The organism is Nocardia sp. XZ_19_231 (assembly GCF_015355705.1).
GTDB classification, from domain to species: Bacteria; Actinomycetota; Actinomycetes; order Mycobacteriales; family Mycobacteriaceae; genus Nocardia; species Nocardia salmonicida.
Map to the genome: position 1 here is coordinate 158419 of NZ_JACUZI010000005.1, position 14009 is coordinate 172427.

Below are 14009 nucleotides of genomic sequence, written 5' to 3' on the forward strand. Positions count from 1 at the left end.
GCGGTGTCCTCAGGCTTGGGTGGAGTGTGGTCGCCGGGCCGCGAGCGCCGGCAGTTTCGTCCGCTCGACCTTGTCCATCGCGTTGACCGGCAGGGCGTCGACCACGGACCAGATCTCGGGCACCTTGTATGGCGAAAGTTCTCGCCGGCACAGTGCGGTGAGTTCCGCGACATCGATCGTGGCACCGCCGCTCTCGACCACGGCGGCGACGCGGTGGCCGAGCCGGTCGTCGGCGATGCCGCAGACCGCGACCTTGGCGACAGCGGGGTGCGCGGCGATGACTCGTTCCACCTCGAGCGGATAGACGTTCGCCCCGCCCCGGATGATGACGAGCTTCTTGCGGTCGAGCACGGTCAGCCAGCCGTCCGCGTCGACGGTCCCGATGTCACCGGTCGGGATCGGACCTTGGTCCGGCGCTCGGATGCCCTCGGGTTCCCAGTAGCCCAGCATGGGCCGCCACCGGTCCGCCCACGGTCCGGTGGCGGTGCCGCTCAGGCGCAATTCACCGAGCTCGCCCGCCGGGAGCCGGTGGCCGTCGTCGTCGTAGGCCGCGACGGTGTACTGCGGCAATACCTGCCCGCAGGTTCCGGGACGCGGCGCGGTTCGCGGCGGGTCGATGGAGACGACGGTCGGCGCCTCGGTCAGGCCGTAGGTGACGCGGGGGAGGAGCCCGTGTGCCGCGTGGAACGCCTGGCGCAGCGATTCCGGGGTGTCGCCGCCGCCGCTCCACACCTCGGTGAGCGAACTGAGATCGAGGTCGGGGCGCCGGGCGAGATCGTAGAGCTGAGCGGGTGCGCCGTTCCATACGGTAATCCGGCGCGAGGCGATCCATTCGGCGACGCCGTCGACGTCGCGGCGATTCATCACGACGGCGCAGCCCCCCGCCTGTGCGGTGAGCAGGGTGGACAGGACCATGAGATTGAGAATGGTGAGCGGAAAGCTGTCACCCTTGCGCAGTTCGGGACCCCAGCCTCGGGTGGCGACGAGAGCCGCGCCGGGCAGGAGCAGGTTGCGCTGGCTGTGCACCACGGCCTTGGGCTGTCCCGACGTGCCGCTGGTGAAGGCGATGGCGGCAGGCGCGTCGACCTCGGTCTCGACGGGCGGTGCCACCGCGCCGGTGGTCATCAGCTCCGCCCATCGGTCGGAATCGACGCACGCGGACGAGGTCAATCTGCACTGGGGCCCGGCGAGCACGACCATCGGCGCGCAGAGGTCGTCGAGGTATCGCTGCTCGCTTGTCGTGAGCGCCTCGCCGATCCCCGCCCAGATCGCGCCGATTCGCTGCGCGCCGTGAAACGCCGCGACGATGTCGAGGTCGTTGGGCAGGCAGGCGGCGACCCGGTCGCCGGGCCGCACGCCGAGCGACCACAGTGCCCCCGCCGCCCGGTCGGCCCGATCGTCGAGTTCGGCATAGGTCCAGACGCCGGAAACCGCTTCCACCGCCGCGGCATCGGGACGGTCGCGGCGGGCGGCGTCGAGTACCGCGGCGATGGTCCCGGTCGCGCGCCGCGGCCGGTGGGAGCTCGGTGGGTCATAGCTGTCGATGTCATCCACGTTTCTTCCCTCTCTATCCTTGTAATGATTCATACTATAGGCTCGGTCCCGCTGTCCCGGAGTGCGCGCGAGCTCCTGGACATGGCTTCCGCCGATGCCGAATCCTCCCGGCCGCCAACGTCTTTCGGCTGCCGGTTCCCTGTGACGGAGGAGAGGTCGAGCCGTGATGGCACCTCGAACAACGACGCGCTCCGGACCACTGTCCGAGCTGCGTGTCCTCGATCTGACCGCGATGGTGATGGGCCCCTACTGCACCCAGATCATGGCCGACATGGGCGCGGACGTGGTCAAGATCGAACCGCCCGCCGGGGACAACACCCGCTACATCTCGGTCGGCCCCGACCCGACGATGGGCGGGGTGTTCGTCAATGTGAACCGGGGCAAACGCAGCGTGGTCCTGGATCTGCGATCGGAGTCGGGCAAGCAGGCGTTGCGCGCGCTGATCGTCGACGCCGACGTGTTCGTCCATTCGATGCGCGCCACGGCGATCGCCGGACTCGGATTCGACTACGCCGCGGTGTCGGCGATCAATCCATCGATCGTCTACACCAACTGCTACGGGTACGGCCGCGGCGGCCCCTACGCGAATTTCACCGCCTACGACGACACCATCCAGGCCGAGAGCGGCCTGCTCTCCGCGCAGGAGCAGCTGACCGGAACGGCGGGCTACGTCGGCACCATCCTGGCGGACAAGGTGGCCGGGTTGACGGCGCTGTACGCCACCACCATGGCGCTGTTCCATCGGGAGCGGACCGGGGAGGGGCAGGAGGTCGAAGTCGCCATGTTCGAGACCATGGCCGCGTTCATGCTGGTGGAACACGCCAACGGCGCGCTGTTCAGCCCACCGCTCGGTCCCGCCGTGTACCCCCGCGCTGTCACACCCAATCGCAAGCCCTACCGAACCAGCGACGGCGGCTATGTCTGCGCGCTGGTCTACAACGACAAACAGTGGTCGGCGTTCGTCGACGCCGTCCAGCCGCCGTGGGCCGGAGCGCACTTCGCCACCCTGGCCCAGCGCGCGGCCCGGATCGACACCGTCTACGGCCTGCTGAGCGAGACGTTCGCCGAGCGCACGACACAGGAATGGCTCGATCTGCTGCACGCGCTGGATATCCCTGCCGCTCCGGTCCGCACCCTCGACGAACTCTTCGACGACCCGCACCTGAACGCGGCCGGATTCTTCGAGACGGTCCAGACCGAGTACGGCGCGGTCCGCTTTCCCGGCCCGCCGACATGGTTTTCTCGCACACCCGGCCGGATCGCCACCGGCGCGCCGGGACTCGGCGCCCACACCACGGAAGTGCTCGACGAGATACAGCCCCATCATTCGACCGAAGAATTTGGAGAAGCAATGACCAGTATCGGAGAAGCCTTTCGCGCGCGTTCCTGGCTCTTCGCGCCGGGCGACAGCAGGCGGAAGATGGAGAAGGCCGCGGCGAGCGCGGCCGACATCGTCATCTTCGACCTGGAGGACGCCGTCCGTGACGCGGCGAAAGCCCAGGCCCGCACGATGATCGCCGATCTGCTCACCGCCCGCGCAGCGGACGCGAGCAGGCTGTGGGTGCGGGTCAACCCGCTCGACGGACCACACACTTTGGCCGATCTGGCGGCCGTCGTCCCGGCCGGGCCCGGCGGCATCATGCTGCCCAAGTCGCGCGGTCGTGCCGACGTCGAACTCCTCGACCACTATCTGAGCGCGCTGGAGGTAGCCGCCGGAATCGAACAGGGCTCGACCAAGGTCATCGTGTTGGTCACCGAGACCGCCGAAGCCATGTTCACCACCGGCTCCTACCGTGGGGCGCCCCGGGTGGTCGCGATGACCTGGGGTGCGGAGGATCTCGCCGATTCGGTCGGCGCCGCCGAGAACCGAAATCCGGACGGGAGTTACGGATTCACCTACGAGCTGGCGCGGAGTCTGTGTCTGCTCGGCGCCACCGCCGCCGGAGTAGCGGCGGTCGAGACCATCCAGGGCGATTTCCGCGACCTGGTCGGGCTGCGTGCCAGAGTCGAGCGGGTGCGCCGCGACGGTTACAGCGGCATGCTCGCCATCCACCCCGATCAGGTCGAGGTGATCAACGCGGCGTTCACCCCGTCGGCCACGGAATTGGCCGCGGCCCAAGAGATTGTCGATCTGTTCGCCGCCCATCCCGGCGTCGGTGCCATCGGTCATCGCGGCGCCATGCTCGATCGTCCGCACCTGGCCCGCGCGCAGGCGCTGCTGGCGTCGGGCGGACGCGCGTGAGCGTCCGCGCCGAGGTGACAGCTCTGGAGCTGGGTCGATACCTGCGCCACGGCGACCGCATCGTCATCGGTCAGGCGTGTGGCGAGCCGACCACACTGGTCGAGGCGTTGATCGCGGGTGGCCGCGAGATCGGCGGGCTCTCGGCGTTCATCGCCACCAGCTTCTCGGGACTGTTCACCCCCGAGACGGCCGACAGCTTCGCCCTGTCGAGCATGGGAGCGATCGGCACGTTGCGGTCGATGACCAAGGCGCACAAGCTGACCGTGATCCCGTGCCATGTGGGCCGGGTCGCGCCGATGATCGAGGCGGGCACGATCGGGTGTGACATCGCCTTCGTTCAGGTGAGCCCGGCCGACGCGCACGGCAACCACAGCCTCGGGCTGATCAGCGACTACGTCCGGGCCGCGGTCACCAAGGCGCGGGTCGTGATCGCCGAGGTGAACGAGCGGGTGCCCTTTACCCACGGCGCGCTGCTCGCGAGCTCCGACATCGACTGTGCCGTCAGAGTTTCGCGGGCACCGGTCGCCGTCGCGCCGACCGCCGCCGACCCGATCGACGACGCCATCGCGGGACACGCCGCGCACTACATCGGCGACGGCACCGTCCTGCAGGTCGGTGTCGGCGCCGTGCCGGACGCGGTCCTTCGACTCCTGCACGATCGCACGGATCTCGGGGTGCACTCGGGCATGATCGGCGACGGCGTCGTCGATCTCATCGAGTCGGGCGCGATCACCAACGCGCGCAAAGGCATCGACCGAGGAGTGTCGATCACCGGGGCGCTGATCGGCACCGAACGGCTCTATTCCTTCGCCCACCGCAACGCGCTGATCGGCATGCGCGCCACCTCCTATACCCACGACGCCGCCGTGCTGTCGACGCTGGACAACCTGGTTTCGCTCAATTCGGCGCTCGAGGTGGATCTGACCGGCCAGGTGAACGCCGAACAGAGCGGATCGGCCTATCTCGGCGGCACCGGTGGTCAAGTGGACTTCGTCCGCGCCGGCCTGCGCTCACCGGGTGGGCACGCCGTGATCGCGCTGCCCGCCACCGCGAAAGGCGGCACGGTCAGCCGGATCACCACGCGGCTGTCCGGGCCGGTGACCACCGCGCGCAGCGAGGTGGATGTGATCGTGACCGAATTCGGCGCGGCCGAACTCGCGGGCAGGTCGGTGGCCGAGCGCGCGCGCCGACTGATCGCCATCGCCCATCCCGACTTCCGGGCGGAGCTCGACCGGGCCGCCCACCTGATCCAGCAGCGAGGTTTCTGATGAACGACGCCGTGCTCTTCGACGCCAGGGCCGACGGCATCGCCGTGATCACCCTGAACCGTCCGGAAACCCGCAACTGTTTGGCCGCCGATGTGCGCGCGGGTCTGTACGCCGCGTGGGATCGCTTCGAGCACGATCCAGCGCTGCGCGTCGCCGTGCTCACCGGCGCGGGTGACAAGGCGTTCTGCGCGGGCGGCGATCTCAAGGAGATGGTGGACACCGGGATGCGGGTGCCGCCGCCCGAGCTGTTCCCGCTGCCCTACGACACCGTCGAGCTGTCCAAGCCCACGATCGCCGCGGTCAACGGCGCCGCGTTCGCCGGCGGCTGGATGATCGCCCAGGCCTGCGACCTGTGCGTGGCGAGCACGGCGGCGACGTTCGCGATCACCGAGGTCAAGGTGGGGCGCAGCTCGCCGTGGGCCGCGCCGCTGATTCATATGATCCCGCAGCGGATCATGATGGAACTGCTGCTCACCGGCGCGCCGATCACCGCGCGACGGGCCTACGAGGTCGGCCTCGTCAACCGCCTCGCCGAGCCGGGCGCGGTCCTGCGGGTGGCACTCGAACTGGCCGCCGAGATCCTGCGCGGCGCGCCGTTGTCGGTGCGGGCGGCGCGGGACACGGTCATGCTCGCCACCGAGATGGGTCGGTCCGACGCGCTGCGGGCCGCCAGGGACGCCGCCGTCGAGTGCTACGACAGTGCCGACGCGCAGGAGGGTCCGCGCGCGTTCGCGGAGAAGCGAACCCCGATCTGGCTGGGCCGCTGAGACATTCGGCTGGTGCCGCCACATATTCGGCTGGTGCACCGCGACATTCGCCTGGTGCCCGCGGACCGAATCCGGGCGAAGGGAATTCGGTTCCCCCGGCCCGGTTCGGGTGTCCTCGGTGGTCGTTCCATCGACCGTCGCGACCGTCAAGGTGTGCCGACCGTGGTCATTTCGGCGGGAATCGCAGCGCGCCGTCGAGGCGGATCACCTCGCCGTTGAGGTAGTCGTTCTCGATGATGGACTGCACCAGTTGCCCGTACTCCGGTGACTGACCCATCCGCTTGGGGTGGGGGACCTGCCTGCTCCAGTGGACCTCCAGCTGCTCGGCGGCCTTGCCGTAGGCGGGGGTGTTGAAGGTGCCGGGGGCGATGGTGACCACACGAATGCCCAGCGGGGACAGGTCGCGGGCCGCGACCAGGGTCATCCCGACCACGCCACCCTTGGCCGCGGCGTAGGGGAGTTGACCGATCTGACCCTCGTAGGCGGCGATCGAGGCAGTGTTGACGATGACACCGCGGCTGCCTTCGTCGAGCGGTTCCTGCTTGGCGATGGCAGCGGCCGAGAGTCGCAGCACATTGAACACAGCGGTCAGATAGAACTCGATCGTGGTGCGGAAACCGTCTAGCGCGAGTGGGCTGCCGTCTTTGCCGACGAGTCGTCCGCCGCTGGCGGGACCGCCGTGCGTGTCGACCGAAATCCGCAGGGGGCCGAGGGATTGCGCCTCTTCGATGGCGGCCTGAACGGACTCCTCACTGGTGGCATCGGTGTGCACGTAGCGGATGCCGAGTTCGTCCTCGAGTTCCTTGCCCTTGTCGTCGGCGACGTCGGCGACGACCACCTTCGCCCCCGCGGCGTGCAGGCGACGGACTGTGGCCGCCCCGAGCCCACCGGTGCCGCCGACCACGATGGCGGAACTACCACTGATATCCATGTTGTTTCCCTCTCTTGAAATCAGCACTCTCTTGCTGTGAGAATAATGTTCTCATGAACATTGGCATGATCCTAGACATGGCGGCCTCGGCCGGGAGTCGATCGGTGATCACGGTCGACGACCGCTCGCTGTCCGCGGCAGACCTGCTCGACCGCGCCCGGCGAGCGGCCCCTCGCTTCCATGAGCACCCCGCGGTGCTGTATCTGGGCGCGAACCACCTGGCCTATCCGGTAGCGCTGTTCGGCGCCGTGCTGGCCGGTGTGCCGTTCGTGCCGCTGAACTACCGGCTCGGCGATGCCCAGCTGAGCGCACTGCTCGAACGACATCCGGGCGCGCTGATCTTGCGACCGGAGGATCTGGACGCCCTGGTCGCCGTCGACCCCGCGCAGCCCGCCGCGCTGGAGCTGCCGACACCGTGGGACGCGGACTCGGTGGCGGTGATCCTCTACACCAGCGGCACCACCTCCGCGCCCAAGGCGGCGCTGCTGCGGCACCGCCATCTGATGGCCTACCTGCTCAACACCGTGGAGTTCGGGGCCGCCGCGACAACCGATGCGACGCTGGTTTCGGTGCCGCCGTATCACATCGCGGGGCTGACGAATCTGCTCTCGAACCTCTACGCCGGACGCCGCGTGGTCTACCTGTCCGCGTTCGACCCCGCCGAGTGGCTGGCCACCGTTCGCCGGGAACGGATCACGCAGGCGATGCTGGTGCCGACCATGCTGGCCCGCATCGTCGGCGAGGTCGAAGGGCCCGACGCGGGCACCCCGACCCTGGCGACGCTGGCCTACGGCGGCTCCCGGATGCCGCGCCCGGTCCTGGATCGCGCGCTTCGGGTGTTCCCCGAGACCGGTTTCGTCAACGCCTACGGACTCACCGAGACAGCGTCCTCCGTCGCGGTCCTCGGGCCGGAGGATCACCGTTCCGCCGCCACCTCCGACGATCCGCTCGTCCGCGACCGGCTCGGCTCGGTGGGACGTGCTCTTCCCGGCATCGAGTTCGAGATCCGCAGTGCCGCAGGTGAACCCGTCGCGGTGGGGGAGCCCGGGCTGGTCTTCGTCCGTGGTGAGCAGATCTCGGGTGAATACGGCGGCCGCAGCGCCCTCGACGCCGACGGCTGGTTCCCCACCGGCGATCTCGGCAAACTCGACGACGCCGGCTACCTGTTCATCGAGGGCCGTGCCGACGACACGATCATCCGGGGCGGGGAGAACATCGCGCCGGCCGAGATCGAGGACGTGCTCCTCGAATACCCCGGCATCACTGAGGCCGCGGTCGTCGGCGTGCCCGATCCGGAATGGGGTCAGCGCCTGGTCGCGGTGGTCGTCGGGGTCGGCGACGAAGCGCGGATCAAGCAGTGGGTCAAAGACCGGCTGCGCTCGTCCAAGACGCCCGACGCCATCGTGTTCCGCACCGAGCTGCCCAAGACCGACACCGGAAAACTATTGCGACGCAATCTTGTTGCCGAATTGGAGGATACCCATGCCTGAAGCAGTCATCGTCTCCGCGCTGCGCACGCCCATCGGGACCGCACGGAAGGGGACGCTGCGCGACACCGACGCCTTCACGCTGGCCGATCACGTAGTCGCCGCCGTGGCCGACGGCCTCGATCCGAGCCGGATCGACGATGTCATTCTCGGTGAGGGCCGCTACGGCGGCGGAGTGCTGGCCAGGCACGCCGCGGTCACCGCCGGGCTGACCACGGTGCCCGGCCTCGCCACGAACCGGCACTGCGCGGCGGGGATGGCGGCGGTGCAGTCCGCCGCGGCGAGCATCCGCGCGGGCATGGACCGGCTCGTCATCGCCGGTGGCGTGAACTCCGACTCCACCGCGCCGCGCCTTCGTTTCCGGGTGGGCGAGGACGAATGGCTCGAGCCCTGGACCTCACCGAGTCACCCCGATCGCCCGGGTGCGCCGAATCTGGACATGTCCATCACCGTCGGCTGGAACGCGGCGGTCAAAGCCGGTATCTCGCGCGCGGAGATGGATGCCTGGGCGTTGCGTTCGCACCGCAATGCCATCGCCGCCATCGACGAGGGGCGCTTCGCCGACGAGATCGTGCCGATCAAGACTCCGCACGGCCTGTTCGAGGTCGACGAGCACCCGCGACGCGACACCACGCTGGAGAAGTTGGCCGGGTTGAAGGTCCTGCACCCGGAGATCGAGGGTTTCAGCATCACGGCGGGCAATGCCGCGGGCGCCAACGACGGCGCCGCGGCCCTTGCCATCGCCAGCGATCGTCTCGGGCTGCCCGCACTCGGTGTGATCCGGGCCTGGGCATCGGTCGGGGTCGACCCCGCCGTCACGGGGCTGGCGCCCATCGAGGCGATCGCGAAAGCTGTTTCCCGGGCGGGTATTTCGCTGTCCCAGGTGAGTCTGTTCGAAATCAACGAGGCGTTCGCCGTGGTGCCCCTGGCCACGATCAAGGCACTCGACATCGATCCGGACCTGGTCAATGTCAGCGGCAGTGGATGCTCGCTCGGCCATCCCGTCGCGGCGACCGGTGCCAGGATGATCGCCACCCTGGTGCACGAATTGCGGCGCCGCGGTGGCGGTTTCGGTATCGCCGCGCTGTGTGCCGGCGGCGGAATGGGTTCGGCGACGGTCGTCGAGGTGGCCGCGCCCTGATCGGGGACCGGGTGGCCGCATCGGCCACCCGGTCGGTTCAGGCCTTGGCGAACCCGAAGGCGCAGAAGTCCCAGACTTCCCCCGCGGTGATCGGGTGCGCGGTGTCCTCGTCGGTGCCGCCCGCCGACTGTGCGGTGAACATGACCGTCTGCATCACCACGGCGGCCATGCGGCGCGAGTTGAGGTCGTCGCGCAGCGCACCCGCCTCCTTGGCCTGTTCCATCAGGTCGGTGAACAGCGACAGCAGTGGCGCGTGCGCGATCTTGACCTGAGCGGGATGCGAGACCAGTAGTTGCGGCGCGAAATCGGTGAACAGCGGACGCTGTGCGACCGGATCGGGCCTGCACAGTTCGAACAGCAACTCGACGGTGACCCGCAGGCGGTCCAGCGGCTCGGTCTTGCCCTCGGCGGCCGCCGCCAGTTGATCCGCTGTCCGGCCGAGCGCGTCCTCGAACAAGGCGAGCAACAGCTCGTGCTTACCGTCGAACTGCAGGTAGAAGCTGCGCAGTGACTGACGCGAGCGGTCGACCACTTCTTGCACGGTGAAGTCTGTGGTCCCCTTCTCGGTGATGATCGCCTGCGCCGCATCGAGAAACTTTTGCACCCGCTGCTCGGCGCGCAGTTTCGCCCCGCGGATGGACCGCTCGACGGCCCGCTGCTTCCAGGCGGGCTCTTCGCTGACGCTGGTCACGGTCGCCTCCATCCTCGGTTATGTGTGCAGAACATGGATGCACTGTACCGGAGAACGTCATATCCATCGGTGGTCAGCCCAGCGTGTCCGCGATCTTGGAGACCATTACTTTCTTCTTAAGAGAATGCTATTCTCCGTACTGTTATTGACGGTAGCTGGCAAGGAGGCCCTCCGGATGCTCGTGGAGTTCGACTCCGATCAACGGCTGTGGCAGGAGACTGTCCGCGCCGTTCTAGCCAAGGAGTGTCCGCCTGCACTGATTCGTGCGGTCGCGGACCAGGACGCCGATCCGGCCCCGCTGTGGCATACCTATGTCGAGCTGGGCTGGACCGAATTGATCGATGCCACCGACGCGGTGGAACTGGCCATCGTGCTCGAGGAGTTGGGCCGGGCCACCGACCCGACGCCCTATCTGGCCACGATGAGCCAGTTCGCGCCGCTCGCACCGGAATTCGCGCAGAGCGGTCGCTCGGGGACGGCCGTGTTCACCGGTGTCACGGTGCAACGCGACGGCGCGGACTGGGTGCTCAACGGCACCAGCCACCATGTCCTCGATGGTGATCGAGCGCAGCAGTTCGCGGTCGTCACCGATGTCGGGGTGTTCGTCGTGGAGGCGTCCGAGGTGATCGCCCGGCGCACAGAGGTGTTCGACCCGGTCCTACACATCGCCGACGTGAGCTTCGTCGGGGTACGGCTGCGCGACGACCGCCGGGTCGCCACCGTGCCGGAACGCGCTCGCCATCTCGCCCTGACCGGTCTGGCCTTGACCACGGTCGGTGCCTGCCAGCGCATTCTGGACCTGGTGCTCGAGCATGTGCGTACGCGTCAGCAGTTCGGCGTCGCGCTCGGCTCGTTCCAGGCGGTCAAACACAAGGCCGCCGACATGCAGATCGCCATCGAACGGGCAAGGGCGCTGGCCTATTTCGCGGCGCTGACCATCGCCGCCGATGATCCACGCCGCCGGATCGCGGCCTCGATGGCCAAGGCCGCCGCCGGTGAGTGCCAGTCCCTGGTCTTCCGGCACGGCGTGCAATTGTTCGGCGGCATGGGTTTCACCTGGGAAAACGACCTGCAATTCGCGCTCAAGCGGGCCAAGGCCGGCGAGCTGCTGCTCGGCGGCGCGCACACGCATCGGGCGCTGATCGCCGAGGAGTACCGTGCGACTGACTTTTGACGCCGACGTCGAAGCCTTCCGGGCCGAATTCGTGGCCTTCCTGGCCGAACACCTGCCCGACGCGGCGGTCGCGGGAGCGGACAGGGCTGGTTCCAGCGCCGACATTCCCGGTTGGGCTCGCGACTGGCAGCGTCGCCAATTCGACAGCGGCTGGCTGCTTCCCGGCAACTCCCCGGAATACGGCGGGCGCAATGCGACCCTCGTGCAGCAGTACGTGCACCTGGAAGAGCTGTCCAAGCGGCACATGTATCACAGCTTCAACCCTCAGGGGCTCGGCATCATCGCCGCCTCGCTGCTGTCCTTCGGCACCGAGGAGCAGAAGAAGAACTGGGCGGTCCGGATCCTGCGCGCCGAGATCACCGCGGCGCTCGGCATGAGCGAACCGGGCGCCGGGTCCGATCTGGCCGGTCTGCGGACCCGCGCCGTGCTCGACGGCGACCACTTCGTGGTGAACGGGCAGAAGGTCTGGACCTCCGGCGCCCACGACGCCGACGTGCTGCTCACTTTTGTCCGCACCGACCCGGACCTCCCTAAACACAAGGGGATCAGCGTGCTGCTGATCCCGACCGACACCCCGGGGGTGACGCGGCGGCCGTTCGCCTCGATCTGCGGTCCGCACGACCTGGACTTCAACGAGGTGTTCTTCGAAAACGTGGTGGTGCCCGCGGAGAACCTCGTCGGCCCGCTGCACGGAGGCTGGGGGGTGGCCAACGGTTCACTCGGCCACGAGCGCACGTTGTTGTGGCTCAGCTTCGCTGCTCGGCTGCGGGAACTGATCGAAGACTTCCGGCCGAGCACGGTGCTCGAGCGCGACCACTACGCGACGATGGTCATGGACAACCAGGCCTTGCGCCTGCTCGGCTCGGCGGCACTGGCCCGCGCGGCGCGCGGCGACCAGGACGTCGCCGCGCTGTCGGTGCTCAAGGTGTTCGGCTCCGAAGCCGTGCAGAGCGCGGCGGAACAGACCTTGCTCGCGGCGGGCTCGGACGGGCTCGTGCACCCGGCCGTCACCGCGCCGTTCAATCCGCTGAATCTGGACAACTTCTCGTGCAGTTGGTTCGAGCGCTACGCGCGTAGCTTCGCGGGCACCATCGCCGGCGGCACCTCGGAAATCCAACGCAACATCATCGCCGAGCGTGTGCTCGGTCTCCCTCGGAGCTGAGGAGCTCGCTGTGTATATCCGCTACGAAGTCGCCGACAAGATCGCGACCATCACCCTGGATCGGCCGGAGGCGGCCAACGCCCAGAACTCGGACCTGCTCGACGAACTCGACGCCGCGTGGACCCGCGCCGCCCAGGATCCCGAGGTCGCGGTGATCGTGTTGCGCGGCGAGGGCAAACACTTCTCGGCCGGTCACGATCTGAAAGATCGCTGGCCCTCCTCCGATGACATCACCCTGGAGTGGATCTACCAGAACGAGAGCCGACGCTACCTCGAGTACTCCCTGCGCTGGCGCAATGTGCCCAAGCCGTCGATCGCCGCGGTGCAGGGGCGGTGCATCGCCGGTGGACTCCTGCTGTGCTGGCCGTGCGATTTGATCGTCGCCGCCGACGACGCGCTGTTCTCCGACCCGGTCGTGCTGATGGGCATCGGCGGCGTCGAATACCACGGGCACACCTGGGAACTCGGCGCGCGCAAGGCCAAGGAGATCCTGTTCACCGGCCGCGCGGTGACCGCGACGGAGGCCGAACAGGTCGGCATGGTGAACAAGGTGGTGCCGCGCGCGGAGCTCGACGAGCAGACCCGCGCGCTGGCGACCAAGATCGCCGCGATGCCGTCGTTCGGCTTGCGGCAGGCCAAACGCGCGGTCAACCAGACGCTCGACGTCCAGGGCTTCTACGCCGCCATTCAGTCCGTCTTCGATGTGCACTCGACCGGTCACGGGAACGCGTTGAGCGTGAACGGCTTTCCGATCCTGATGGCGCTGGACGAGATGAAACAGAAGATCGAGTGATCCGTCGCTCATGAAGAGAGGTACCACCAATGCGAAATACACTGCGCCACAAGGCGATGGCCTGTTGCGGTCTCGTGGCGATCGCCGTCGTCACAGTCACCGGCTGTGGCTCCGACGACGAGGGTTCCACTAGTTCGTCGACTACATCGGCGGCCGCCACCTCGGCCGCGACCGCGGCGGCCGACCCGGCTGCGGTCAAGTCCATCACCGATGCCTACGTGCTGTTCTTCGACGGCAAGGCGCCGGCGGACAAGAAGGTCGCGGTCGTCGAGAAGGGCGCCGCGTTCACCCCGTTGTTGCAAGCCCAGGCGGCCAACCCGCAGGCCCAGAGCACCTCGGTCACGGTGGGTGGGGTGAAGCTGATCGACGCCGACAACGCCGACGTCACCTATTCGCTGCTCATGAACGGCACTCCGGTGCTTCCCGATCAGACCGGTCAGGCGGTGCGTGAGGGCGGCCAGTGGAAGGTCGCCGCGGCCACCTACTGCGCGTTGATGGCGATTCAGGGCGGTACCTCGCCGGCTTGTTGAGGTAGCCGAAACAGTGTGGCGCTCAGCGGTTTTCCGCTGGGCGCCACACGTGTCCGCGGGGTCGATGCGCGCGGTTGTCGAGCCTCGCCGCAAAAGCACGATATCGATCTTTCGCCAAAGGGTTAACAATATTCTCTCTAGGTGAGAAGATGATTTCCGAAATGGAGAGCGTCGACCACAGGCGCTTCGTTCGATGAGGAGCAGGGCTCGGCCGCCGAGCTTGTGTCAGGAGGACATCGGTGAGATCGCAGCGAATACTCGTCGCTTTG

The 14009-nt window shown here is 68.1% G+C and carries 12 protein-coding genes and 1 pseudogene; 10 read left to right on the forward strand and 3 right to left on the reverse strand.

The window, feature by feature from the left end; genetic code table 11:
• Positions 1–9 precede the first annotated feature (9 nt).
• On the reverse strand, positions 10–1554 hold the full coding sequence (locus tag IBJ82_RS22725; RefSeq protein WP_370585436.1) for an AMP-binding protein: 1545 nt from the start codon (positions 1552–1554) through the stop codon (positions 10–12).
• A gap of 166 nt (positions 1555–1720) precedes the next feature.
• Here IBJ82_RS22725 and IBJ82_RS22730 point away from each other — a divergent pair.
• From IBJ82_RS22730 to IBJ82_RS22745, 4 genes and pseudogenes are all read left to right on the forward strand, one after another.
• Positions 1721–2869 (forward strand): annotated as a pseudogene (locus IBJ82_RS22730) (CaiB/BaiF CoA transferase family protein); the annotation flags it as partial.
• 36 nt (positions 2870–2905) lie between these two features.
• Positions 2906–3796, forward strand: a complete 891-nt coding sequence (locus IBJ82_RS22735) for a CoA ester lyase (protein ID WP_194828424.1) — start codon at positions 2906–2908, stop codon at positions 3794–3796.
• Entirely contained in the window at positions 3793–5064 is a 1272-nt protein-coding gene (locus IBJ82_RS22740; protein WP_194827992.1) for an acetyl-CoA hydrolase/transferase family protein, read from the forward strand. The genes IBJ82_RS22735 and IBJ82_RS22740 overlap by 4 nt, the downstream gene beginning before the upstream one ends.
• A complete protein-coding gene (locus IBJ82_RS22745; protein WP_194827993.1) occupies positions 5064–5831 on the forward strand; it encodes an enoyl-CoA hydratase-related protein in 768 nt (255 codons plus the stop codon). Before IBJ82_RS22740 ends, IBJ82_RS22745 begins: the two co-directional genes overlap by 1 nt.
• A gap of 166 nt (positions 5832–5997) precedes the next feature.
• Here the strand turns inward: IBJ82_RS22745 and IBJ82_RS22750 are convergent, their stop codons facing one another.
• On the reverse strand, positions 5998–6762 hold the full coding sequence (locus IBJ82_RS22750) for an SDR family NAD(P)-dependent oxidoreductase (protein WP_194827994.1): 765 nt from the start codon (positions 6760–6762) through the stop codon (positions 5998–6000).
• Positions 6763–6815: 53 nt separating this feature from the next.
• Between IBJ82_RS22750 and IBJ82_RS22755 the strand changes: the two genes are divergently transcribed.
• Positions 6816–8252, forward strand: a complete 1437-nt coding sequence (locus IBJ82_RS22755; RefSeq protein ID WP_194827995.1) for a class I adenylate-forming enzyme family protein — start codon at positions 6816–6818, stop codon at positions 8250–8252.
• Positions 8245–9390, forward strand: a complete 1146-nt coding sequence (locus IBJ82_RS22760) for a thiolase family protein (RefSeq protein ID WP_194827996.1) — start codon at positions 8245–8247, stop codon at positions 9388–9390. The genes IBJ82_RS22755 and IBJ82_RS22760 overlap by 8 nt, the downstream gene beginning before the upstream one ends.
• A 37-nt stretch (positions 9391–9427) precedes the next feature.
• Here IBJ82_RS22760 and IBJ82_RS22765 read toward each other — a convergent pair whose 3' ends face one another.
• Positions 9428–10081: a TetR/AcrR family transcriptional regulator gene (locus tag IBJ82_RS22765; RefSeq protein WP_194827997.1), complete on the reverse strand. Its 654-nt coding sequence runs from the start codon at positions 10079–10081 to the stop codon at positions 9428–9430.
• A gap of 175 nt (positions 10082–10256) precedes the next feature.
• On the opposite strand from IBJ82_RS22765, the gene IBJ82_RS22770 reads away from it, so the two are divergent.
• From IBJ82_RS22770 to IBJ82_RS22785, 4 genes are read left to right on the forward strand one after another with little or no spacing between them, the layout of a single operon-like run.
• Positions 10257–11255, forward strand: a complete 999-nt coding sequence (locus IBJ82_RS22770) for an acyl-CoA dehydrogenase family protein (protein ID WP_194827998.1) — start codon at positions 10257–10259, stop codon at positions 11253–11255.
• A complete protein-coding gene (locus tag IBJ82_RS22775) occupies positions 11239–12417 on the forward strand; it encodes an acyl-CoA dehydrogenase family protein (protein WP_194827999.1) in 1179 nt (392 codons plus the stop codon). Before IBJ82_RS22770 ends, IBJ82_RS22775 begins: the two co-directional genes overlap by 17 nt.
• 10 nt (positions 12418–12427) lie before the next feature.
• Complete coding sequence (locus tag IBJ82_RS22780; protein WP_194828000.1) at positions 12428–13210, forward strand: enoyl-CoA hydratase; 783 nt, start codon at positions 12428–12430, stop codon at positions 13208–13210.
• Positions 13211–13239: 29 nt separating this feature from the next.
• On the forward strand, positions 13240–13740 hold the full coding sequence (locus IBJ82_RS22785) for a hypothetical protein (RefSeq protein WP_194828001.1): 501 nt from the start codon (positions 13240–13242) through the stop codon (positions 13738–13740).
• Positions 13741–14009 lie beyond the last annotated feature (269 nt).